Source organism: Sphingomonas sandaracina (assembly GCF_036663695.1).
In the GTDB taxonomy this organism is placed as follows: domain Bacteria; phylum Pseudomonadota; class Alphaproteobacteria; order Sphingomonadales; family Sphingomonadaceae; genus Sphingomonas.
The window spans coordinates 25,135-47,268 of record NZ_JAXOJK010000005.1 but is presented as its reverse complement, the minus strand read 5'-3'; the positions used below and the strand labels follow the sequence as shown (position 1 = coordinate 47,268).

General features: G+C 66.1%; 18 protein-coding genes. 9 read left to right on the top strand and 9 right to left on the bottom strand.

Annotation, left to right across the window (positions count from 1 at the left end):
• Positions 1 to 204 precede the first annotated feature (204 nt).
• Positions 205 to 2,784, bottom strand: coding sequence for a DNA mismatch repair protein MutS (gene mutS, locus U1707_RS15105; RefSeq protein WP_332801036.1), 2,580 nt, complete (start codon positions 2,782 to 2,784; stop codon positions 205 to 207).
• Positions 2,785 to 3,214: 430 nt separating this feature from the next.
• On the opposite strand from mutS, the gene U1707_RS15100 reads away from it, so the two are divergent.
• A complete protein-coding gene (locus U1707_RS15100; protein ID WP_332800898.1) occupies positions 3,215 to 5,470 on the top strand; it encodes an NADP-dependent malic enzyme in 2,256 nt (751 codons plus the stop codon).
• Positions 5,471 to 5,627: 157 nt separating this feature from the next.
• Here U1707_RS15100 and U1707_RS15095 read toward each other — a convergent pair whose 3' ends face one another.
• Entirely contained in the window at positions 5,628 to 6,416 is a 789-nt protein-coding gene (locus U1707_RS15095; protein ID WP_332800897.1) for an SDR family oxidoreductase, read from the bottom strand.
• Positions 6,417 to 6,548: 132 nt separating this feature from the next.
• Here U1707_RS15095 and U1707_RS15090 point away from each other — a divergent pair, with 132 nt between their 5' ends.
• From U1707_RS15090 to U1707_RS15070, 5 genes are all read left to right on the top strand, one after another.
• Positions 6,549 to 7,376 (top strand): SDR family NAD(P)-dependent oxidoreductase, encoded by an 828-nt coding sequence (locus tag U1707_RS15090; RefSeq protein WP_332800896.1) that lies wholly within the window; start codon positions 6,549 to 6,551, stop codon positions 7,374 to 7,376.
• Positions 7,377 to 7,386: 10 nt separating this feature from the next.
• Positions 7,387 to 8,820 carry an MFS transporter gene (locus tag U1707_RS15085; protein WP_332800895.1) on the top strand — a complete coding sequence of 478 codons (1,434 nt, stop codon included), beginning with the start codon at positions 7,387 to 7,389 and terminating at the stop codon, positions 8,818 to 8,820.
• Between the two features lie 252 nt (positions 8,821 to 9,072).
• On the top strand, positions 9,073 to 10,953 hold the full coding sequence (locus U1707_RS15080) for a M1 family metallopeptidase (RefSeq protein ID WP_332800894.1): 1,881 nt from the start codon (positions 9,073 to 9,075) through the stop codon (positions 10,951 to 10,953).
• 136 nt (positions 10,954 to 11,089) lie between these two features.
• Positions 11,090 to 11,713 (top strand): CHAP domain-containing protein, encoded by a 624-nt coding sequence (locus U1707_RS15075; RefSeq protein ID WP_332800893.1) that lies wholly within the window; start codon positions 11,090 to 11,092, stop codon positions 11,711 to 11,713.
• 77 nt (positions 11,714 to 11,790) lie between these two features.
• Positions 11,791 to 12,492, top strand: a complete 702-nt coding sequence (locus tag U1707_RS15070; RefSeq protein WP_332800892.1) for a hypothetical protein — start codon at positions 11,791 to 11,793, stop codon at positions 12,490 to 12,492.
• A 42-nt stretch (positions 12,493 to 12,534) separates the two neighbouring features.
• Here the strand turns inward: U1707_RS15070 and msrB are convergent, their stop codons facing one another.
• The 4 genes from msrB to U1707_RS15050 all read right to left on the bottom strand — a co-directional run bounded on the left by msrB (position 12,535) and on the right by U1707_RS15050 (position 16,681).
• Positions 12,535 to 13,032, bottom strand: coding sequence for a peptide-methionine (R)-S-oxide reductase MsrB (msrB, locus tag U1707_RS15065; RefSeq protein ID WP_332800891.1), 498 nt, complete (start codon positions 13,030 to 13,032; stop codon positions 12,535 to 12,537).
• A 146-nt stretch (positions 13,033 to 13,178) separates the two neighbouring features.
• Positions 13,179 to 14,417, bottom strand: a complete 1,239-nt coding sequence (locus U1707_RS15060) for a cytochrome P450 (protein ID WP_332800890.1) — start codon at positions 14,415 to 14,417, stop codon at positions 13,179 to 13,181.
• Positions 14,418 to 14,522: 105 nt separating this feature from the next.
• Positions 14,523 to 15,758: an ABC transporter permease gene (locus U1707_RS15055; RefSeq protein ID WP_332800889.1), complete on the bottom strand. Its 1,236-nt coding sequence runs from the start codon at positions 15,756 to 15,758 to the stop codon at positions 14,523 to 14,525.
• A complete protein-coding gene (locus U1707_RS15050; RefSeq protein WP_332800888.1) occupies positions 15,755 to 16,681 on the bottom strand; it encodes an ABC transporter ATP-binding protein in 927 nt (308 codons plus the stop codon). The genes U1707_RS15055 and U1707_RS15050 overlap by 4 nt, the downstream gene beginning before the upstream one ends.
• Positions 16,682 to 16,725: 44 nt before the next feature.
• Here U1707_RS15050 and queG point away from each other — a divergent pair, with 44 nt between their 5' ends.
• Positions 16,726 to 17,883 (top strand): tRNA epoxyqueuosine(34) reductase QueG, encoded by a 1,158-nt coding sequence (queG, locus tag U1707_RS15045; RefSeq protein ID WP_332800887.1) that lies wholly within the window; start codon positions 16,726 to 16,728, stop codon positions 17,881 to 17,883.
• Positions 17,884 to 17,940: 57 nt separating this feature from the next.
• Here queG and U1707_RS15040 read toward each other — a convergent pair whose 3' ends face one another.
• The 3 genes from U1707_RS15040 to U1707_RS15030 form a co-directional block, all read right to left on the bottom strand.
• Positions 17,941 to 18,414: an Hsp20 family protein gene (locus tag U1707_RS15040; protein WP_332800886.1), complete on the bottom strand. Its 474-nt coding sequence runs from the start codon at positions 18,412 to 18,414 to the stop codon at positions 17,941 to 17,943.
• Between the two features lie 199 nt (positions 18,415 to 18,613).
• The gene (locus U1707_RS15035; protein ID WP_332800885.1) at positions 18,614 to 18,985 is read right to left on the bottom strand and encodes a hypothetical protein; all 372 of its coding nucleotides are present in this window, start codon (positions 18,983 to 18,985) and stop codon (positions 18,614 to 18,616) included.
• A complete protein-coding gene (locus U1707_RS15030; protein WP_332800884.1) occupies positions 18,982 to 19,671 on the bottom strand; it encodes an EI24 domain-containing protein in 690 nt (229 codons plus the stop codon). Before U1707_RS15030 ends, U1707_RS15035 begins: the two co-directional genes overlap by 4 nt.
• A 429-nt stretch (positions 19,672 to 20,100) precedes the next feature.
• Between U1707_RS15030 and U1707_RS15025 the strand changes: the two genes are divergently transcribed.
• Both U1707_RS15025 and U1707_RS15020 read left to right on the top strand, forming a co-directional pair.
• Positions 20,101 to 20,877 (top strand): cyclase family protein, encoded by a 777-nt coding sequence (locus U1707_RS15025; RefSeq protein ID WP_332800883.1) that lies wholly within the window; start codon positions 20,101 to 20,103, stop codon positions 20,875 to 20,877.
• A gap of 111 nt (positions 20,878 to 20,988) precedes the next feature.
• Complete coding sequence (locus U1707_RS15020; RefSeq protein WP_332800882.1) at positions 20,989 to 22,002, top strand: adenosine kinase; 1,014 nt, start codon at positions 20,989 to 20,991, stop codon at positions 22,000 to 22,002.
• Positions 22,003 to 22,134 lie beyond the last annotated feature (132 nt).

Genomic DNA, 22,134 nt, shown 5'->3' with positions numbered 1-22,134 from the left:
GGGTAGGCGCGTTTTCGTCGCGACCGCAGGGACATGCGGAACCCGACCCACCCCCAACCCCTCCCTTCCAGGGAGGGGAGCAGCTTACCCTGCCACCAACCCACTCCGTCATCCCGGCGGAGGCCGGGGCCCACCGCTCGCACATTCTAGTCTCTCGGATGTGCGGAACGGTGGATGCCGGAACGAGTCCGGCATGACGGAAGGTTACCCTTCGTTCGCCAACGCCTTCAACCGGTACAAAGCCTCGAGCGCATCCCGCGGGCTCATCGCATCGATGTCGAGCTTCGCCAGATCCTCGCGCAACACATCGCAGGCCGCTTCCTCGACCTGCGCGGCGGCTGCAAACAGCGGAAGGTCGTCCAGCCCCGCCGCCAGCCCACCCGTCTTCGCGCGCCCGGCCTCGAGCTTCGCCAGCACCGCCTTCGCGCGCGCCACCGTCGCCGGCGACATCCCCGCCAGCCGTGCGACCGCCAGCCCATAACTCCGATCCGCCGGGCCGTCGGCGAGTTCGTGGAGCAGCACCAGTTCCCCCTTCCACTCGCGCGCACGGACATGATGCAACGAAAGCGCCTCGCACCGCTCCGCCAACCGCGTCAGTTCATGATAATGCGTAGCGAACAGGCACCGGCAGCGATTATCCTCGTGGATCGCCTCGACCACCGCCCAGGCGATCGCGAGGCCGTCATAGGTCGAGGTGCCGCGCCCGACCTCGTCGAGGATCACGAACGACCGCGGCGTCGCCTGCGCGAGGATCGCCGCGGTCTCGACCATCTCGACCATGAACGTCGACCGCCCGCGCGCGAGGTTGTCGGACGCCCCGACGCGGCTGAACAGACGGTCAACGAGCCCCAAGGTCGCCTTCGTCGCCGGCACATACGACCCCGCCTGCGCCAGCACCGCGATCAGCGCGTTCTGCCGCAGGAAGGTGGATTTACCACCCATGTTAGGCCCGGTGACGAGCCACAGTCGCGAACTCTCCGACAGGTTGCAGTCGTTGGCGACGAACCGGTCGCCCGACTTGGCGACCGCCGCCTCGACCACCGGATGCCGCCCGCCCTCGATCTCGAAACACGCGTGATCGACCAGCGATGGCCGTGCCCAGGCGCCTTCCGCGGCGCGCTCGGCAAGCCCCGCCGCGACGTCGAGCCGCGCGAGCGCATCCGCCGTCGCCGCAATCGCCTCGCGCCCCGCCAGAGCCTGCGCGGTGAGTTCTTCCAGATGCGCCGCCTCCGCCGCCAGCGCATGCGCGCCAGCCTGCGACACCTTTGCCGCGACCTCGTGCAGGGCAGGCGTGTTGAACCGCACCACGCCCGCCAGAGTCTGCCGGTGCGTAAAGCCACTCTCCGGCTTCATCAAAGGATCTGCCGCCCGCGCCGGCACCTCGACATGATAGCCGAGCACGCCGTTATGCCGGATTTTCAACGCCGTAACGCCGGTCGCGGTCCGAAACTCCGCCTCCAGCGCCGCGATCGCCCGCCGCCCGCCAGCGCCCGCATCGCGCAGATCGTCGAGCGCCGCGTCATAGCCCGCCGCGATATACCCGCCATCCGACGCCTCGATCGGCGGCGACGGCACCAGCGCGCGCTTGAGCAGGTCGATCAGCGCGCCATGCCCGCGCAATCTTGGCGCGATGTCCCGCAACAACACCGGCGGATCGACGATCGCGTCCATCCGCTCGCCAAGGCTCCACGCCCCGTCCAGCCCGTCGCGCAACTGCCCAAGGTCGCGCGGGCCACCGCGCCCCGCCGCCAGCCGCCCGAGCGCACGCCCAATGTCCGGCAGAGCGCGCAACGTCGACCGCAACCGCTCTCGCGCCGCCTGGTCGTCGTGGAACAACCGCACCAGATCGAGCCGCGCATCGATCGCCGCCTTGTCCATCAACGGCGCCCCAAGATCGGCCCCCAGCAATCGCGCGCCCGCCCCGGTGACGGTCCGATCAACCGCGTCGAGTAAACTCCCTTTCCGCACACCGCCCGTCGTACACGTCAGCTCAAGGCTCTCCCGCGTGGCGGCATCGATCGCCATAGTTTCCGCCGCCCGCCCGATCCGCGGCGGCCGCAGGAAGGGGAGGGCGCCCTTCGCATTATGCTCCAGATACGCGACTAGTCCGCCTGCCGCGGCGAGCCCTGCGCGGCCGAACTGCCCGAACCCGTCGAGCGTCGCCACGCCGTAAACGCGCTTCAGCCGCGCTTCGCCCGCGCCGCTGTCGAAGTCGGTCTTCGGCCGCAGCGTGGTAGCCGCCTCCTCGAAAGCGCTGGCCTCCGATGCGACGACCTCGGCCGCGCCAAGCCGCGCCAGTTCCGCCTCGACCGCATCCCCTGCAACCTCGACGATCTCGAAGCGCCCGGTCGACACGTCCGCCGCGGCGATCGCCACCGACCCGCCAGCCTCACCGATCGCCACGCACCAATTGTCGCTGCGCGCGTCGAGCAACGCCTCCTCGGTCAGCGTCCCCGCCGTCACCACCCGCACGATCGCCCGCGCGACGAGCGCCTTGGAGCCGCCGCGCGCCTTCGCCTCCGCCGGGCTCTCGACCTGCTCGGCGATCGCCACGCGGTGGCCCGCCTTGATCAGCCGTTGCAGATATACCGTCGCCGCATGCACCGGCACCCCGCACATCGGGATCGGCTTGCCCTCATGTTCGCCGCGCGCGGTCAGCGCGATATCGAGCACCCCCGCCGCGATCCGCGCATCGTCCATGAACAGTTCGAAGAAATCGCCCATCCGGTAGAACAACAGGCAATCATGCGCCTCCGCCTTCAGGCCGAGATACTGCGTCATCATGGGGGTAGGGGCGGGAGTGGGCATCATGGTGCGGGTAGCGAAAAGCGGAGGTCCATAAAACCCCTCTCCCCTCGGGGAGAGGGAGGGGCCCGCGCGCAGCGTGGGAGGGTGAGGGGGAGTGAGGCTCGGGCGCTCCCCCCAACCGCCCCTCATCCGGCGCAGCCGCGCCACCTTCTCCCCGAGGGGGAGAAGGAGTTGTCACCACCCCGCACTATCACCACCCCGGCGTAGGCCGGGGCCCAATTGGGGGACGGTAATAACTGAGCGCCTTCCACCGTTACTCCGGCCTTTCCAATTGGGCCCCGGCCTTCGCCGGGATGGCGCTGTAAGGGGATGCACCCCAGCTAGGGCGAAGTGTCCGGGGTGACGAACGCCGACCACCTGCCTAGAAGGTCCTCCAAACCTTAACGACCGTGCGAGGCCCCCGCCCATGTCCGACGAAACGCTCCAATTCTCCGAACGCGAAGCCTTGCTCTTCCATTCGGAAGGCCGTCCGGGGAAGATCGAGATCATCGCCTCGAAGCCGATGGCGACGCAGCGCGACCTCGCGCTCGCCTATTCGCCCGGCGTCGCGGTGCCGGTGCAGGCGATCTACGACGACCCCGCGACCGTCTATGATTACACCGCGAAGGGTAACCTCGTCGCGGTCATCTCGAACGGCACCGCGATCCTCGGCATGGGCAATCTCGGCCCGCTCGCCTCGAAGCCGGTGATGGAAGGCAAGGCGGTGCTGTTCAAGCGCTTCGCCGACGTCGATGCGATCGACATCGAGCTGAAGACCGAGGACGTGAACCGCTTCATCGACGCGGTCGAGCTGATGGAGCCCACGTTCGGCGGCATCAACCTCGAGGACATCAAGGCGCCCGAATGCTTCATCATCGAGCAGGCCCTGCGCGAACGGATGAACATCCCGGTCTTCCATGACGACCAGCACGGCACCGCGATCATCACCGCCGCCGGCCTGATCAACGCGTGCCTCCTCACCGGGCGGAAGCTGTCCGAGGTCAAGATCGTCGTCAACGGCGCCGGCGCCGCGGCGATCGCCTGCACCGAACTCGTGAAAGCGATGGGCGTGCGCGGCGACAACGTCATCCTGTGTGATCGCAAGGGCGTGATCTACCAGGGCCGCGAGGGCGTCGACCAGTGGAAGTCGGCACACGCCGCGATCACCGAGACGCGCACGCTGACCGAGGCGCTGGTCGGCGCCGACGTGTTCCTCGGGCTCTCGGCGGCAGGATCGCTGACGCCCGAGATGGTCAAGGACATGGCCCCCGCGCCGATCATCTTCGCGATGGCCAACCCCGAGCCCGAAATCCGCCCCGAACTGGCTATGGCCGCGCGCCCCGACGCGATCGTCGCGACCGGCCGCTCGGACTATCCGAACCAGGTCAACAACGTGCTCGGCTTCCCGTTCATCTTCCGCGGTGCGCTCGACGTCCGCGCGACCGGCATCAACGACGCGATGAAGATCGCCGCTGCCAACGCCATCGCCGAACTCGCCCGCGAACGTGTGCCCGAGGAAGTCGCCGCGGCCTACGGCGTCAGCCACAGCTTCGGCCCGACCTACATCATCCCAGCCCCGTTCGACCCGCGCCTGATGGAAGTTGTCCCCGTCGCGGTCGCGAAAGCAGCGATGGCCTCGGGAGTTGCGACCAAGCCGATCCTCGACATCGAAGCCTATCGCCATTCACTGAGGGCGCGCCTCAACCCGACCACCTCGGTCCTGTCGATGGCGTACGAAGGCGCGCGCGCTCACCCGAAGCGCGTGATTTTCGCGGAAGGGGAGGAAGAGGTCGTCCTCCGCGCCGCGATCGCCTTCAAGGAAGGCGGCTACGGCACGCCAGTTCTCGTCGGCCGCGACGACGTGCCCGACCGGTTACGTGCGCTCGGCGTCACCGATCCCGAGAGCTTCGAACTCCACAACAGCCGCGTCTCGCCACTGGTGCCGCGGATGGTCGACTTCCTCTATTCGCGGCTCCAGCGTCGCGGTTACCTGCGCCGCGATTGCGAGCGGATGGTCAACCAGGACCGCAACATCTTCGGCGCGCTGCTGCTCCAGCTCGGCGAAGGCGACGCGATGATCACCGGCATCACGCGCACCTATGGCGAGACGATGCGCCAGATTTATCGCGTGATCGATCCCGCTGCGGGGAAGACGCCGTTCGGTATCCATTTGCTGGTCGGGCAGAGCCATACGGTCTTCATCGCCGACACCACGGTCAACGAACGCCCGACGGCCGAGCAGCTGGCGGACTTCGCCGAGCAGACCGCGGCGGTCGCGCGCCGGATGGGCCACGAACCCCGCGTGGCGTTCCTAAGCTATTCGAACTTCGGCAATCCGAAGGGCGAATGGCTCGACAACATCCGCGATGCGGTGACGGTGCTGGACGGGCGCAAGGTCGGATTCGAGTACGAAGGCGAGATGGCGCCGGATGTCGCGCTGAACCCGAAGCAGTTGGCAAACTACCCGTTCGCGCGGCTCTCCGGCCCGGCGAACGTGCTGATCATGCCAGGCCTCCAGTCCGCGCATATCTCGGCCAAACTGTTGCGCGAGTTGGGCGGGGACTCGGTCATCGGCCCCATGCTGATCGGCATGGAAAAGCCAGTCCAGGTCGCCCCAATGACCAGCACCGCCAGCGAACTGGTAACCCTAGCCGTCCTCGCAGCAGGCGGCATAGCGCGCTAACTCCCTCGCCCCTACGGGGAGAGGGAAGGGGCCCGCGGCACTTGCCGTGGGAAGGGAGAGGGGTGTGAGGCTCGGGACGGTTCATCCCAAAGCCCCTCACCCTTCCGCAGCCAAGCGGCTGCTCCCTCCCTCTCCCCGGAGGGGCGAGGGAATTGGCTCAAGCATCGATGCTCGTCCCCAAAGACGCATGCACCAGCCCACCATCGACCGTAATCGTCTCCCCGATCACATAATCCCCCGCGCGGCTGGCGAGATAGATCGCCGCCCCGGCCATATCCTCGTCCACACCCACCCGCTTAGCCGGAATCCCCTGCGCCACAGCGTCCCCGTGATCCCGCGCCGCCTTGTTCATATCGCTCGCAAACGCCCCCGGCGCGATCGACGTCACGTTGATCGAATCCGTCACCAACCGCGCCGCCATCCGCTTCGTCAGATAGATCAGCGCCGACTTCGACGCGTGATAGCTGTACGTCTCCCAAGGGTTCAGCCGCTGCCCGTCGATCGACGTGATGTTGATCACCTTCGCCGGCCGCTCCCGCGATCCCGAAGCCTTCAACGCCGAATGCAAAGCCTGAGTCAGGAAGAACGGCGACTTCACGTTCAGGTCCATGACCTTGTCCCAGCCGACCTCGGAAAATTCCTCGAACGGAACGCCCCACGCAGCCCCCGCATTGTTCACCAGGATATCCAGTTTCGACTCATGCTCGGCGAATTGCTCGGCCAGCGCCTTGCACCCCGCCACCGTCGAGACGTCCTGCGGCAACGCGATGCAGTTCGGCCCGAGTTCCGCCGCCGCCGCCTCGCACACATCGGCCTTGCGCGACGAGATATACACCCTGGCCCCCTGCGCGATGAAGCCGGCGGCGATCATCTTGCCGATCCCGCGGCTGCCGCCGGTGATCAGCGCGACGCGGCCGTCGAGCCGGAACAGGTTGGTCGTATCCATCACGCATCCTCCGAATGTTTGCCCGCTTGGTATCGCCGAGCGCCGTCCGCCGCAAACCCGTTTTTCGAACGAGCCGTCATTGACGAGTGCAAAGCCCGTACTATGCTCGCAAAAAAGAGCAGGAGAGAGCGTGTGAGGTTTTCAGGCAAGCGTGCCGTCGTCACCGGCGGCGCGTCCGGCATCGGCCGGGCGACCGCGCTCCGACTCGCCGACGAAGGCGCCACCGTCCTTATCGGCGACATCGACGAGGCCGGTGGCCAAGCGCTCGCCGACGCATCCGGCGGCCGCATCATCTTTCAGCGCACCGACGTGCTCCAGGCGGGCGATATCGAGGCACTGATGCAGACCGCCGACGACGCGGGCGGGCTCGACATCCTGTTCAACAACGCGGGGGCAGGCGGTTCCCGCGACCCGATCGGCGAGATCAGCCCGGAGGACTGGGACCGCACCCAAGCCCTCCTCCTCCGCTCGGTCGCGCTCGGCATCCGCTACGCCACGCCATTGATGGTGAAACGCGGCGGCGGCACGATCGTCAACACCTCGTCGGTGTCCGCGCTCGGCACCGGCTACGCGCCGACCGCCTATTCCACCGCGAAGGCCGGCGTGCTCCATCTCACCAAACAGGCCGCCGCCGATCTCGCGCAGCACAGGATTCGCGTGAACGCGGTCGTGCCCGGTTTCATCGTCACCAACATCTTTACACGGACGCTAGAACTGGACGCGGCGAAGACGGCTAAGGCCGATGCCGTGATCGCGCACATCGCCGCCGACGCGCAGCCGATCCGCCGCCCCGGCACCAGCGAGGACATCGCCGCCGCGGTCGCGTTCCTTGCCAGCGACGACGCCAGCTTCATCACCGGCACGCATATTCTGGTCGATGGCGGCATGACGATCGGTACGCGGCCAAGCTGGGACCCCGCGCAACCGTCGCTGTTCGCCCTCCTCGACAAACTGAAATGACCGCCGCGTCATGAGCGCACCCGCCCGCCGCCTCTCCAACGGCACGATGGCGAGCTACGGCTTCGGCGCGGTCGCGTACGGGGTGAAGGACGCCGGGTTCGGCACGTTCCTGCTACTGTTTTATAACCAGGTCGTCGGGCTGCCCTCCGCGACCGTCGGGCTCGTCATCATGATGGCGCTGCTGATCGACGCGTTCGTCGATCCCGCGGTCGGCTTCTTCTCCGATCGCACGCGGACGCGGTGGGGCCGGCGGCACCCGTGGATGTACGCGTCTGCGCTACCGATCATGGTCGGCTGGCTGCTGCTGTGGAATCCGCCCTCGGTCATGTCCGAGCCGCAGACGTTGATCTGGCTGTTCGCGATGGCGGTGCTCGTGCGCAGCGCGGTGAGTTGCTACGAGGTCCCGTCGGTCGCGCTGACGCCCGAACTCACCTCGGGCTATGACGAGCGCACGCGGATCATGGCCTATCGCTACCTCTTCGGTTGGGTCGGCGGGCTGTCGATGCTGCTGTCGGCGTATCAGTATTTCCTCGCGCCGACGGCGGCGTTCCCGAACGGCCTGTTAAATCGCGCTGGCTATAGCGGCTTCGCGCTGGCGGGCGCGCTGCTCATCGGCGTAGCGATCCTCGTCTCCGCGCTCGGCACGCATCACGAGATCAAGAATCTCCCCAACCCGCCGATCGCCCGGCAGACCCTGCGCGCCTCCTTCGCCGAACTCCGCGAAACGGTAAAGAACCGCGCCTTCGCGATCCTGATGGCGGCGGGCGTCTGTGCCTACACGCTCCAGGGCATCAGCTATGCGATGTCGAACTATCTCTACACCTATGTCTGGGGCTTCAAGGGCCCGGTGTTCGTCTACCTGACGATCGCGCTGTTCTCGGGCGTGTTCCTTGCGTTTCTCGCCGCGCCTCGGCTCGGCAAGACCGGCAGCAAGCCCAAGGCCGCGATGGGCGCGGTCCTTCTCGGCGCAATGCTCAACACTTCGCCCTATTGGTTGCGGATGCTCGGCGTGTTTCCGGAGGTCGGCGACCCGTCGTTGCTGCCGGTGCTGTTCGGGTTCTTCATCCTTGGCACGGCGTCGAACGTCACCGGGTTCATTCTCGGCGCGTCGATGATGGCCGACGTGGTCGAGGATTCGGAGGCGAAGACCGGCAGGCGGTCGGAAGGCGTGTTCTTCGCCGGCTCGTTCTTCGTCCAGAAATGCACGAGCGGGATCGGGATATTCTTCGCCGGGATGATCCTTGCGGTGGCGGGGTTCCCGGTCAAGGCTACGCCGGGCTCGGTCCCGGTCGGCGCGATCGACCGCCTGACGCTGATCTACGCCGGCCTCTACATCGTGCTGGCGTGTGTCTCGGCCTATTTCTTCTCGCGCTTTCCGTTCGGGCGGGTCGAGCACGAAGCACGGTTGGCGCGACTGGCAGCGAGCGCGGCTCGCGACCGCTGAGGGCGATGAAACGGCGGGTGGAGCGACCCTCCACACCCCCCGCCGTCATCCTGACGAAAGTCAGGATCCAGAGTAACGAATGGCTGTCTTTACGGCTCTGGATCCTGACTTTCGTCAGGATGACGAGGTTCGTTTGGTGCGGCCTGCCGAACGCTCGCGCCGTTATCTGGTCCCTTCCAGCACACGGGGCAGCGCGTTAGGACCGACGCTTGGCCTTCCCGCCTTAGGGGAACGGCAACATCGGAGTTCCCCATGCGTATCCCCGCACTAGCCACTGCCCTGACGCTCGTCCTGGCATCCCCAGCCGTCGCGCAGACGATCGCCCCCATCCTCACCACCCCCGACGCGCACGACCCGCACAGCTATGCCCGCCCCGCCGAGGCGCGCGTCACGCACGTCGCGCTCGATCTCGCTGCCGACTTCGACACCCACGTCATCCGCGGCATCGCCACCCTCGACATCCTCGCAAAGCCGGGCGCCAAGCAAGTCGTGCTCGACGACAACGGCCTGAAGATCGTCAACATCACCGACGCGAACGGCAAGCCGCTCCCTTACGAAATCGGCGCGGTCGACAAGATCCACGGCGCACCGCTCACCGTCACGCTCAACGGGGCGCGAAAGATCCGCATCGCCTACGCCTCATCCCCCGACGCCAAGGCGCTGCAATGGCTCACTCCCGCGCAGACCGCCGGCAAGAAACAGCCGTTCCTGTTCAGCCAGGGCGAGGCGATCCTCAACCGCAGCTGGATCCCGACCCAGGACTCCCCCGGCATCCGTCAGACCTGGGAAGCGAAGATCGCCGTCCCGAAGCAATTGACTGCGGTGATGAGCGGATTGGCAACCGGCAAGCCCGCCTGCGTCGCCGATCGCTGCACCTTCGAATATAACATGGACAAGCCCGTCGCGCCCTATCTGATCGCGCTCGCGGTCGGCGACATCGCGTTCAAGTCTACGGGCTCGCGCACCGGCATCTGGGCCGAACCCGCCACGCTCCCCAAGGCCGCGTACGAGTTCGGCGAGCTCGAGAAGTTCGTCGCCGCCGCCGAGGGGCTGTACGGCCCGTATCGCTGGGGCCGCTACGACGTGCTCATCCTGCCGCCGTCGTTCCCGTTCGGCGGCATGGAGAATCCGACGCTCACCTTCGCCACGCCGACCGCGATCGCGGGCGACCGCAGCCTCGTCTCGCTGATCGCGCACGAACTCGCGCACAGCTGGTCGGGCAATCTCGTGACGAACGCGACGTGGGACGATTTCTGGCTCAACGAAGGCTTCACCAGCTATTTCGAGAACCGGATCATGGAAGCGCTCTACGGCAAGCGTCGCGCCGACATGGAGGCCGACCTCGCCTGGACCGACATGCTCGCCGCGGTAAAGGACGCAGGTGGCCCCGCGGCCAAGGACACGCAGCTCCACCTCGACCTAGACGCCGCGCGCGATCCCGACGACGGCATGACGCAGATCGCCTACGACAAGGGCGCCGCCTTCCTCCGCACGATCGAGAAACAGGTCGGTCGCGCCCGGTGGGACGCGTATCTGCGCAGCTATTTCGATCGCCTCGCCTTCCAGCCGCAGACCAGCGCCGGCTTCCTCGCCGACGTCAAGTCGAAGCTGCTGACCCCCGCCGAGGCCAAGACGATCGGCGTCGACACGTGGGTGTACCAACCCGGTATCCCGGCGAACGCGGTGCATGTGACGTCCGCCGCGTTCCCCGCGGTCGATGCGGCGGCCAAGGCATACGCAGCAGGGGGAACGGTGTCGGGCGTTCCGGGCAAGGCAACGACGCAGGAGATCACGCGGTTCATCACGCAATTGCCGCGGACACTCTCGGCCGAGCGGTTGAAAACGCTCGACGCTGCGTTCGGCTGGAATACCACCGGTAACGCGGAAATTCGCTTCGCTTGGCTGCAACTCGCGCTCGCCAACCACTATGCGCCCGCCGACGCATCGGCTGAGCAGTTCCTAACCTCGCAGGGCCGGCGGAAGTTCGTCGCACCGCTGTTCCAGCAGATGATGGAGTCGGGCGACTGGGGCCACAAGCTGGCGATGGAGATCTATGGCAAGGCGCGGCCGGGCTATCACGCGGTCACGCAGATCACCGTGGACCGCATAACCGGCTGGAAACTGATGAACTGAGCCTGACGGGGCCATATTTCGGGCGTTGGTCGGCGCGGTAACACGCTTCGTCGGATATGGTTCCGCCGCGTATTTCAATTAAATCGAACCTCCCGTAGCCAGACTGTGACGAACGGGTTTTGGCCGGGGGGTCTCGATGAATTTCAAGGCGTTAACAGCGCGTTTTGCGCTGGTGGTATCGTGCGGCCTGATGACGGCCACACCGGCAGCGGCACAGTTCTGGCAGTGTGTCACGTTCGCCCGCTCGGTTTCGGGCATCGAGATCCGCGGCAACGCGAACACCTGGTGGGATCAGGCCGCTGGCCGCTACGAGCGCGGCCACAGCCCGAAGGCGGGTTCGGTCCTCGCCTTCTCGCCGACCTCGCGGATGCGCGTCGGTCATGTCGCGATGGTCTCGAAGGTCGTCAGCGACCGCGAAGTCCTCCTTACCCACGCCAACTGGTCGCGCCCCGGCGCCGTCGAGACCAACGTCCGCGCGATCGACGTCTCGGACGCCGGCGACTGGAGCAAGGTCAAGGTCTGGTACGGTCCGCAGGGCGATCTCGGCACCTCGGTCTACCCGACCAAGGGCTTCATCTATTCGGGCCACGCTCCCGCCGGCGACACGTTCGACGCACCTGTCCAGCCATCCTACCAGATGGCCAGCGCCACTCGCGCGCCGAATGCCGCGCAGCTCGCCAACGCCGCTCAGCTTAGCGCGATCCAACATGGTCCGACCGATCCTCGCGGCATCTTCACGCTGGTGAACGAGGCGGAGTAATCCGTCCTAGTTCTAACCGACTGCTACATAGCGTTAACCCGATCGCGCTACATCCGTCGTATCCCGAGGGAATGACGATGCGATACTGGTCTTGCTTGCTTCTGTTCGCCGCGCTGTACACCGCAGCGGCGCCCTCGGCGGCCCATGCCTCCGACGCCCCCTATTATGGCCCCATGAAGGGCTGGGGCCCGATCGGCTACAAATTCGGTTACAAGGACAGCGTCGAGAAGGACGGGTCCTGGCACGTGTCGGTCACGACGCGACGTGGAGCAGCGATCGACATCGCGATGTACCGTGCCGCCGAAATGGCGCGCGACTTGGGGTATCCATACGTCGAACTGTTCGGCGGATGGGAGCGCAGAACGCCGGGTATGGGTACGGCGGAGCTCTACGCTCGACCTAGCCGCAGCGCCGCAGACCCTACCACGTGCCGATCGAAGCGCCGCCGGACCTGCTACACAGCCGATGTGGGCGAAGTACTCCGGATCCTCGGCGGCCCCGATGGGACTCAGCCCGGTGTTCCGATCGTCGATCACGTCGACGAGCACGGGAATTGGGTCAGTTATTCGGGTTTCGGGATCGGTGCGGCATCAGCGACGCCATTTCGACCGACGCCGCCTGCACCGAAGTTTGCGCTGGCCCCATTGGCACAACGCATGACGACGCCAGCGCGACCGAACGCCCCAGCAGGATCGACGACGGACTTCGACAGGGCGCGTAAGGCCGCACAACCGATCCGCGGGAAAGAGCCGAAGCTAGGTTGGACCATCAGCGACTGATCGTGCCTCGCCTGCTCCGCGCGCCGGGTTACGCGTGCACCCTCACGCCGGCTTGAACGTCAGCGCGTCGCCGTTCATGCAATAGCGCTTGCCCGTCGGCTTTGGCCCATCATCGAAGACATGGCCCAGATGCCCGCCACACCGCCGGCAATGCACCTCGGTCCGCGCGATCCCCATCGTCGAATCCACCCGCGTCCGCACCGCATTCGGCAACGGCTGCCAGAAGCTCGGCCAGCCCGTCCCGCTCTCGAACTTGGTCTTCGACGAGAAGTTCGGCAGTGCGCAGCCGCCGCACGCGAAGATCCCCGCCCGATGCTCGCCATTCAGCGGGCTCGAATAGGGCCGCTCGGTGCCCTCCTTACGCAGCGTGTTGTATGCGTCGGGGGACAGCTTCTTGCGCCACTGCGCATCGGTCAGCGTGACCTCGAACCGCTCCGCAGCCTGCGCGGGTTGCGATGAGCACCCCCACAGCGCAAAACCGGCGACACCCGCCCCGGCAAGCGTGAGAAAAGCGCGGCGATCTGAGGAAACATGGGTCATGGTCATGATATAAGTACGAAACTGCAGACGAACAGGATGCGGCCGAAACACCTCGTCATCCTGACGAAAGTCAGGATCCAGAGTATCAAGGCGGGCCGTGCGGGGCTCAGGATCCTGGGTCGAGCCCAGGATGACGAGGGTGGGCGTCAGTATTTACTGATTTCGACCGGCAGCGTCCGATAGCCGTGGACGAAGCATGCCGCGACCCGGGTCGGCTCGGCCAGCACGTTGATCCGCATGCGACGCTTGGCCATCTCCTCCAACAGGATCGCGATCTGCATCTCGGCCAGCCGCGCGCCGACGCAGCGATGGATGCCGTGTCCGAACGCCAGATGCCGTCGGGCGTTCGGCCGATCGACCACAATCGCATCCGCATCGTCGCCGAACACGCTTTCGTCACGATTGGCGGAGATGTACCAGAGCGCGAGCTTGTCGCCGGCCCTGATCTGCTGCCCCATCAGTTCCGTATCCGCCGTCGCCGTGCGGCGCATGTGTGCGAGCGGCGTCTGCCACCGAAGGATCTCGCTGACCGCATTGGGGATCAGCGCAGGGTCCGCCTCGAGCTTCGCGCGCGACTCCGGAAACTTGTCGAGGCCGTACGCGAGCGCGGACATCGAATTGCGCGTCGTGTCGTTGCCGCCGACGATCAGCAGGATGAGATTGCCGATAAATTCGTTGTGATCCATGTGCGCCATCGCGTCGGAGTGGATCATCATCGAGATCAGGTCGGGCGTCGGATCCTTGTCGATCTTGGCATCCCACAAGCCTTTGAAATACGATCCGCATTCGAACATGTGGACGAGGCGCTGCTGTGCGAGATCGGGAGTCTTCACCAGCTCGATGTCGCCCGCCCAATCGGACCAGAAGGTCAGCTTTCGCCGGTCCTCCCAGGGAAAGTCGAACAGGATCGCGAGCATCTGCGTGGTGAGCTCGATCGCGACCGTGTCGACCCAGTCGAACGGCGTGTTCCACTCCAGGCTATCAAGCATGTCGGCGGTCCGCCTGCGGATATCGCCCGACATTCGCGTCATTTCACTGGGCGTGAAGGCCGGCGCGACGGTGCGGCGCTGGCCGGTATGCACGGGGCGGTCGCGCGCGATGAACATCGGCATGCGGACGTCGCGCTCCGCGACGAAATCGGCGATCGTGATTCCGCCGGCTTCGGAGGAATAGAGGTCGGGGAGGGATTCGACCTCGACGATACCCTTGTAGCTGGAGACGGACCAATAGGGACCGTAGTCGGAATGCTCGACGTAGTGGACGGGGGCTTCGGCCCGCAGGGTCTTGAACGGCGCCTGCCACACATCGTCGCGGTACAGCTCGGCACGGCTCACATCGAGCGGATCGACCGCGTGCTGCGCCACGTCTCGCACCAGAATCGCCATCGTCGCTCTCCCGTGTTTTGCCACAGGAAAGGCTTTGCTGACACTTATGTCAACAGGCTCGCTCAGTAGTTAGTCGCATGTTCTCCTGCGAACGCAGGAGAACAGCTAATCTGTCTCCTTCGCCTTCCGCCGCCAGAATGGCCGGGCGCTGCCCGACTGCAACACGCCGCGGCGGAACAGCCGTGCGCCGACGGTGATGAAGATCGTCACCCACAGCGCCTGCCACGCCAGTGCCGCGACATGTGGCCACAGCTCGGGCGAGTTCGCCGCGCGCCCGGCCATCGCGAACGGCGACGACAGCGGGAACAGCTCGGCGACCGTCGCGATCCAGCTTCCGGGACGTGAGGCAGCGGCCGACGACAGCCCGAACATCGCGACCTGAAGGATCGTGATCGGCAGCGACAGCATCTGGATTTCGCGCATCGTCGACGCCTGAGCACCGACGCCGAGGAACACCGAGCCGAGCAACAGGTACGCCATGCTGAAATACGCCGCGAACAGCAGCGCAAACATCGGCGCGCCGACCGCCGGCGTCAGGTCGCCGAGCGCCACCGCCGCGGCGGCAGGCATCAGCGTCGTGATCTGCGTGACGACCGTGGCCCAGAACGCGACGAACAGCACGGCCACGCCGAACATTCCGATCAGCTTGCCGAAGAACACCGACTCCAACGGCACCGCGGCGGCGAGCACCTCGATCACCTTGTTGTTGCGCTCCTCGGCCATCGTGCCGACGACCTGGCCCGACAGGAACAGCGTCAGGAAGAAGATCCCGAACACCGCGAAGAACGCAGACTGGTGCTGGCCCCCGACCGAGGTGGTCGAACGCGTGATCTGCCTCTTGGTCGCGGCGATCGTCGGCAGCGTGCCGCCGAGCTTCTGCGCGGCTAGCGTCGTCTGCGCGAGCAGCCCGAGATAGTCGGCCGATCGTCTGCCGCGCGGACCGTACAGGATCTGCGGCGCATCGAGCGGGCCATATAAGACCGCCGACGCATCGATATCCTTCGTCTCGAACGCCGCGCGCGCCTGAGCCGCAGGATCGGCCTGGGGAGCGACGGTGGACAAGCGCGGTGGTGCTTCGTCGCCGCGGAACACGTCCCGCAGTCGCGTGTCGGCCTGCGCGACCGTCTGCGCGCTGGTGGCAGGAACGATCGCGACGATCCGCGTCTTGTCCTGCGCACCGTCGCCCACGCTGGCCGCGCTGATCCCGCCGATGACGCTCAACGAACCCATGATCGCAGGCGCGAACAGGAAGAGGAGGAAGATCGGCGTGAATACGGTGGCGATGAAATCGCGTCGTGCGATCGTGAAGGTCTGGCGGAGCGTCCGGCGGAACCGCGTCATGCCGCCTGTTCCTTCGCGACGTCGCCATGCTGACCGACGATCCTTACGAACGCTTCGTGAAGGCCGGGCCGCTCGATCGACAGCCCTGAAATCCCGTATCCGGCATCGATCAATCTCACGAGCAAGCTCTCGATCCCCTCGTTCGGCAGCTCGAACCGCCAACTGTTACCGTCCTGCATGGCGTCCCCCGGCAGTACGCCGCCGATCGCGGGATCGGGCCGATGCGGCGTGTAATGCACGCGTTGCGGCAGGATCCCCCGCGCGTCGGCCACCGTCCCCTCGAACCGCCGCTTGCCGCCTGCGATGATCGCCAGCCGGTCGCAAAGCCGCTCGGCATGGCTCATGATATGCGTCGAGAACAGGATCGTCGCGCCGCGATCCCGTTCGTTCAGGATCAGCTTTTCCAGCCGTTCCTGATTGACCGGATCGAGCCCGGAAAACGGCTCGTCGAGGACCAAAAGGTCGGGCTGGTGCACGACCGAGCCGAGCAATTGCACCAACTGCGCCATGCCTTTCGACAGCTTGCGGATCTTCTCGTCGACCGCATGGCCTAGTCCGGCCGCCTCCATCAGCACCACCGCGCGCTCGCGCCCGATCTTCCAGTCAAGCCCGCGCAATGCCCCGAGGAACGCGATCGCCTCACGCGCTTTCATCGCCGGATACAGGCCGCGCTCCTCGGGCAGATAGCCGACCCGGTCGCTCGCATCGCGTGGGAAGTCGTAGCCGAGCAGCGTACGCGAACCCTCGTCGGGCTCGATGATCCCGAGCAGCATCCGCAGCGTCGTCGTCTTGCCCGCGCCGTTGGGCCCGAGCACGCCGTACACCGAGCCGCGCGGCACCATGATGTCCACCCCGTCGACCACGCGCCGATCGCCGAACCGCTTCACGATCCCGCTCGCAGTGACCGCCCATTCATCGTTCACGCGCAATCTTCCTCCCGAGGGTGACCTCGTGGTAGCGGGCGGATGTGGCGCAAGACAAGCTGGAACACCGCCTCAAGGCGAAAGCGGCGGAGTTAGGCTTCGTCGCCTGCGGGATCGCGCACGCCGACGCCGCGCCACTGGCCGGCGAACGGCTTCACCAGTGGCTGGCCGACGGCCGTCACGGCGACATGATCTGGATGGAGGAGCGCAAGTACCACCGCGAAAGCCCCGCCGGCCTTTGGCCCGAAGTCCGCAGCGTTATCGCGCTCGGCATGAGCTATGCGCCGAAGGACGATCCGCTGCGGCTGGCGGACGAGGGCGGAGTGGGGCGCATCTCCGTCTATGCGCAGGGGCCGGATTATCACGACGTGGTGAAGCGCCAGTTGAAGGTGCTCGGGCGGTGGCTGGCGGCGGAGGCGGGGCGCGATCTGCCACCGTTCGACCTGAAGGTGTTCGTCGATACCGCGCCCGTCATGGAAAAGCCGCTCGCCGAGGCCGCAGGGCTGGGCTGGCAGGGCAAGCATACGAACCTCGTCAGTCGCGAGCATGGCAGTTGGCTGTTCCTCGGCGCGATCTACACGACGCTCGATCTCGAACCGGACAAGGGCGGCGTCGATACCTGCGGCAGTTGCGACGCCTGCCAGACCGCATGCCCCACCGACGCATTTCCGCGGCCCTACCAGCTCGATGCCCGCCGCTGCATCTCGTACCTGACGATCGAACATGCCGGCCCGATCCCGCACGAGTTCCGCGCCGCGATCGGCAACCGCATCTATGGCTGCGACGATTGCCTGGCCGTCTGCCCCTGGAACAAGTTTGCAGCCGCCGCCAACGCGAACCTCGCTTTCCATCCGCGCGCGGAACTGGTCGCGCCTGAGCTTGCCGATATTCTCGCGCTGGACGACGCCAGCTTCCGCACGGTGTTCGCCGGCTCCCCGATCAAACGGATCGGGCGCAACCGGATGCTGCGCAATGCACTGATCGCGGCGGGCAACAGCGGCGATGCGATGCTAGTAGAGCTTGTCGTGAGGCTACTGGACGATTCCGACGCGGTCGTGCGCGATGCCGCGATCTGGGCGCTTGCTCGCGTCGATCCGGCGCGCGCCCAGGAAGAACGCGTTCGTCGCGCCGTACAGGAAAACCACGCCGACGATCTTGCCGCATGGGAGTATGCCCACAATGCCGGCGACCAACTGCACTGAAAAAAAATGCTGCCGGCACGCGGGCCGGCAGCATCTGGTAGGTCAGACGACTGGAGGTCAGGCGACGTCGCGGTCGCCCTCGGGGGCGCCGATACGGTCGTTGGCCGCAGCCGCCGAAATTTCGATCCGGCGCGGCTTCATCGCCTCGGGCACCTCACGCTTCAACGCGATGACGAGCAGCCCGTTGTCGAAGCGGGCGTCCTGCACCTGGACGAAGTCCGCGAGCTGGAAACGGCGCTCGAAGGCGCGCGTCGCGATCCCGCGGTGCAGGAAACGGCTTTCGTCACGATCGTCGGGACGGCGTCCCGTCACGGTCAGTTGATTGTTCTGGGCGACGATCTCGATGTCGTCGGGGCGGAAGCCCGCGACCGCCAGCGTGATCTGGTAGCTGTCCTCGCTCTCGCGTTCGATGTCGAACGGGGGATAGCCCTCGGGGGCTTCCGACCGTGCCGTGGTCTCGAGCAGGTCGAACAACCGATCGAAGCCGACCGTCGACCGGCGATAGGGAGCGAAATCGAAGTTGGTCCTCATATCCAAATCCTCCTGATGAGCAATCTGAGCACAAGGAACACCGGTAGAGCCGGTGCCCTCAGGTGACGCCGGACCGAAAGATCGCGTCCGGCGACGGCAAGATGGTTCGAGGCAAATCGGGTTCAAGAGGGCTGGTGAACTTTTTTCGTGGCGATCCGCGAACCCTGGAAGTCGGGCGCAGACAAGGGGGAAAGGGCGGTTATCGGCCGCCTTCGCGCCGGGTCAGCGCCGCCACGCAACTCGCGCGGTCGATCGTGCTGCCATCGGGTTCGCGCGCGTCGATATACGTCACGCGCGGCGCGTCCGATCCCTTGGGATAGAGATACGCGTCGAGCACGCAGATGCCGCTCTGGAACTGGAGTTTTCGCGCACTTCCTTCCCGGACATCGGCGTCGGGTTGGCCGAACAATTTGGTCAGGCCAGCGGCGTCCTGGCCTAGCACGCGCTCCAGCCCGACGCTGGTATAGGGAATTGCGGGGCGTCCGACCGCGGGCCTGGCGACCGGTGCCGCACAACCGGCCAGCCCGCTGCCAAGCGCCAGCGCGACCCCTATCGTCGTCAATCGCGTCATGATCGGCCTTTGCGAGAATACTGGGTGTGGAAATAATGCGTCGCCATCGCCGCGCCGAGAACCGGAGCGGCAATGTTCAGGATCGGAACCACGAACAGCCCGGTGTTCGCAAGCCCAAGCACGAACCGCCTGCTCTTGGTCGTCGCACGCCAGCCCCGCATCGCCGCTGCGTCCATGTGTCGCGCCGCCACCATGTCGCCGAGATCGCGGCCGAGAAGCCAGCCATTGACAACGAAGAACGCGGCGGCGGTGCCGACGCCGGTGACGAGCAGCGCGATGTAGACGGGGAGCATCGCCAGGTTGACGAGCACCACGCGAGCGGCCGAGCGGAGCCCCATCGCCACGCTGCGCGCGAACGGGACGGGGCGGGCGGTGCGCAGCGCGTCGGGATAATGCCGCGCCTCGACCGCTTCGACGACTTCGTCCGCGAAGATGCCGACGACCGCGATCGCGACCGCGCGGAACAGCAGCCACAGCGCGAGAATGGTGACGAACAGCGCGAACGCCGCGACGAGTCCGTCGGCGTGCCAGTCGAGCCACGCGGCCAGTGCAGCCTGCGTGCCCCACCAGGTACCGACGCCGAGCAGCGCGAATACGAGCAGGGTGACCAGCATCGACTTCACGAATACGCGCAGGATCGGCGGATCGGTGAGTTGTCCGAGGGACAGAAATAGGGCGCGGAGCATGGGCTTGGGATGGCGCGGGGTTGCGGGAAGGTCAACGCGGCTTTGGATAGCGCGCGCCGCAAGACCCAACTCTTGCCGGTCCCCCGCGTTCGCAAAGGGGGTAGCTATAGCACGGAGAGACCAGCATCGGCCCGCTGGCCGGGGGCGGCGGAGCGACGGTGGTCATCATAGAACACACGCCGTTGAGATCGGGCTTAGCGAGCCCGACTGACGAACGTTCCTCATCCGCTCGATCGTCGGCAGCAACTTGTCTGTCCGTGCCTCCGGCGGCCGGACGGACAGACTGTTCGGTGAATACGGTGAGCTACCGGCTTTTCGATGCGCGGCTGCTAGCAAATATCAGCCCGATCCGGCACCAATTCCGCCGGGACCTGCCTTGCTACCGCGCGGGATACCCTGCGACACGTTAACGACCGACCGGAGACCATCATGCCACGTACGATCGTCGATTTATCGGTATTCATCGAGAACGACGTGCTGTCGGACCCGCCCGGTCACGGTCCTCATATCGACTATATCGATCACAAGGCGTCGATACCCGGCATGCTGGGATTCTTCCCGGGGTTGCGGGCTGCCGACCTGCCTGATGGCGAGGCCTGGGCGATCGAGCGCGTTACGCTCATCACCCATAACGGCACGCATCTCGATGCGCCGTATCATTATGCCTCGACGATGGATGGCGGGAAGCGGGCGATCACGATCGACGAGGTTCCGCTCGATTGGTGCTTCCAGTCCGGTGTGAAGCTGGATTTCCGGCATTTCCCCGATGGCTATGTCGTCAGCGCTGCCGATGTCGAGGCGGAACTGCAGAGGATCGGGCACACTTTGTCGCCGCTGGAGATCGTCGTCGTCAATACACGCGCGGGCATGCGTTTCGGGCACGACGACTATGTTGCCTCGGGTTGCGGCATGGGACGCGACGCCACGCTGTACCTGACCGAGCGGGGCGTTCGCGTCACGGGAACCGATGCGTGGAGCTGGGACGCGCCGTTCGTCCATACCGCCGCCCGATATGCCGAGAGCGGCGATGCGACGCTGATCTGGGAAGGTCACAAGGCCGGGCGTGACATCGGATATTGTCACATCGAGAAGCTGCACAATCTGGAGCAATTGCCAGCGACCGGATTCACGATCGCCTGCTTCCCGGTAAAGATTCGCGCCGCGTCGGCGGGCTGGACTCGCGCCGTCGCGATACTGGACGACTGATCGCGTTACGTATTTCGAGCTTGCCGCAAGGCCGCCTGAACTTTCGCACCAGTTGCACCAATCCCCCCCGCGACTTACGGCGGAACTTTACCGTTTCCCGGAGACTCTCCCTTGCCGACCCCAACCAACGATGCCCCAACCTACGACGTCGTCGCGATCGGCAATGCCATCGTCGACATCCTCAGCACCGCCGACGACGCGTTCATCGAGGAGATCGGCGTCGCCAAGGGCTCGATGCAGCTCATGTTCTCGTCGGAGGAAGCCGACGCGCTCTACGCCAAGATGGGCCCGGGCATGGAAATCTCCGGCGGCTCTGCCGCAAACACCGTCGCCGGCATCGCCGCGCTCGGTGGCAAATGCGGGTTCATCGGCCAGGTCGCCGACGATCAGCTCGGCCAAGTCTTCGCGCATGACGTCCGCAGCATCGGCATCGAGTTCGCCACGCCCGTCCGCGCCGGCGACCCGACCACCGGCCGCTGCCTGATCTTCGTGACGCCCGATGGCCAGCGCACGATGAACACCTTCCTCGGCGCCGGCCAGTTCCTGCCCGCCGCAGCGATCGACACCGCGATGATCGCCGACAGCGCGATCCTGTATCTCGAAGGCTATCTCTGGGATCCCGAAGAGCCGCGCGCCGCGATGCGCGCCGCGATCGACTGCGCACGCGATGCCGGGCGGAAAGTCGCCTTCACGCTCAGCGACGTGTTCTGCATCTCGCGCCACGGCGGCGATTTCCGCAAGCTGCTGTCGGACGGCCTGATCGACATCCTGTTCGCCAACGAGAGCGAACTCGCCGCCCTTGCCGAGACCGACGATTTCGACGCGGCGGTCGCCAAGATCTCGGCGCAGGTCCCGACCCTGGTCGTCACCCGCGGCGAGCACGGCGCCTGCGCGCTCCAGAACGGCACCCGCGCCGAAGTGAAGGCGGAGCCGATCGCCAAGGTCGTCGACACTACCGGTGCGGGCGATCTGTTCGCGGCCGGCTTCCTCCACGGCCAGGCGCAGGGTTACGACCTGAACGCCTCGCTGAAGCTCGGCGCGGTCTGCGCAGCCGAGATCATCAGCCATGTCGGTGCCCGCCCGATGGTCGACATGAAGGCGCTCGCGGCCAAGCATATCGGCTGATTTCATCCGTCACCCCGGACCTGTACCGGGGTCCACCGTTCCGCAAACTCGTGAGCCTGTGAGTACGCGGAACGGTGGATGCCGGAACGAGCCCGGCATGACGGAAGCATAAAAAAAGGGCCGCGGGAGTTT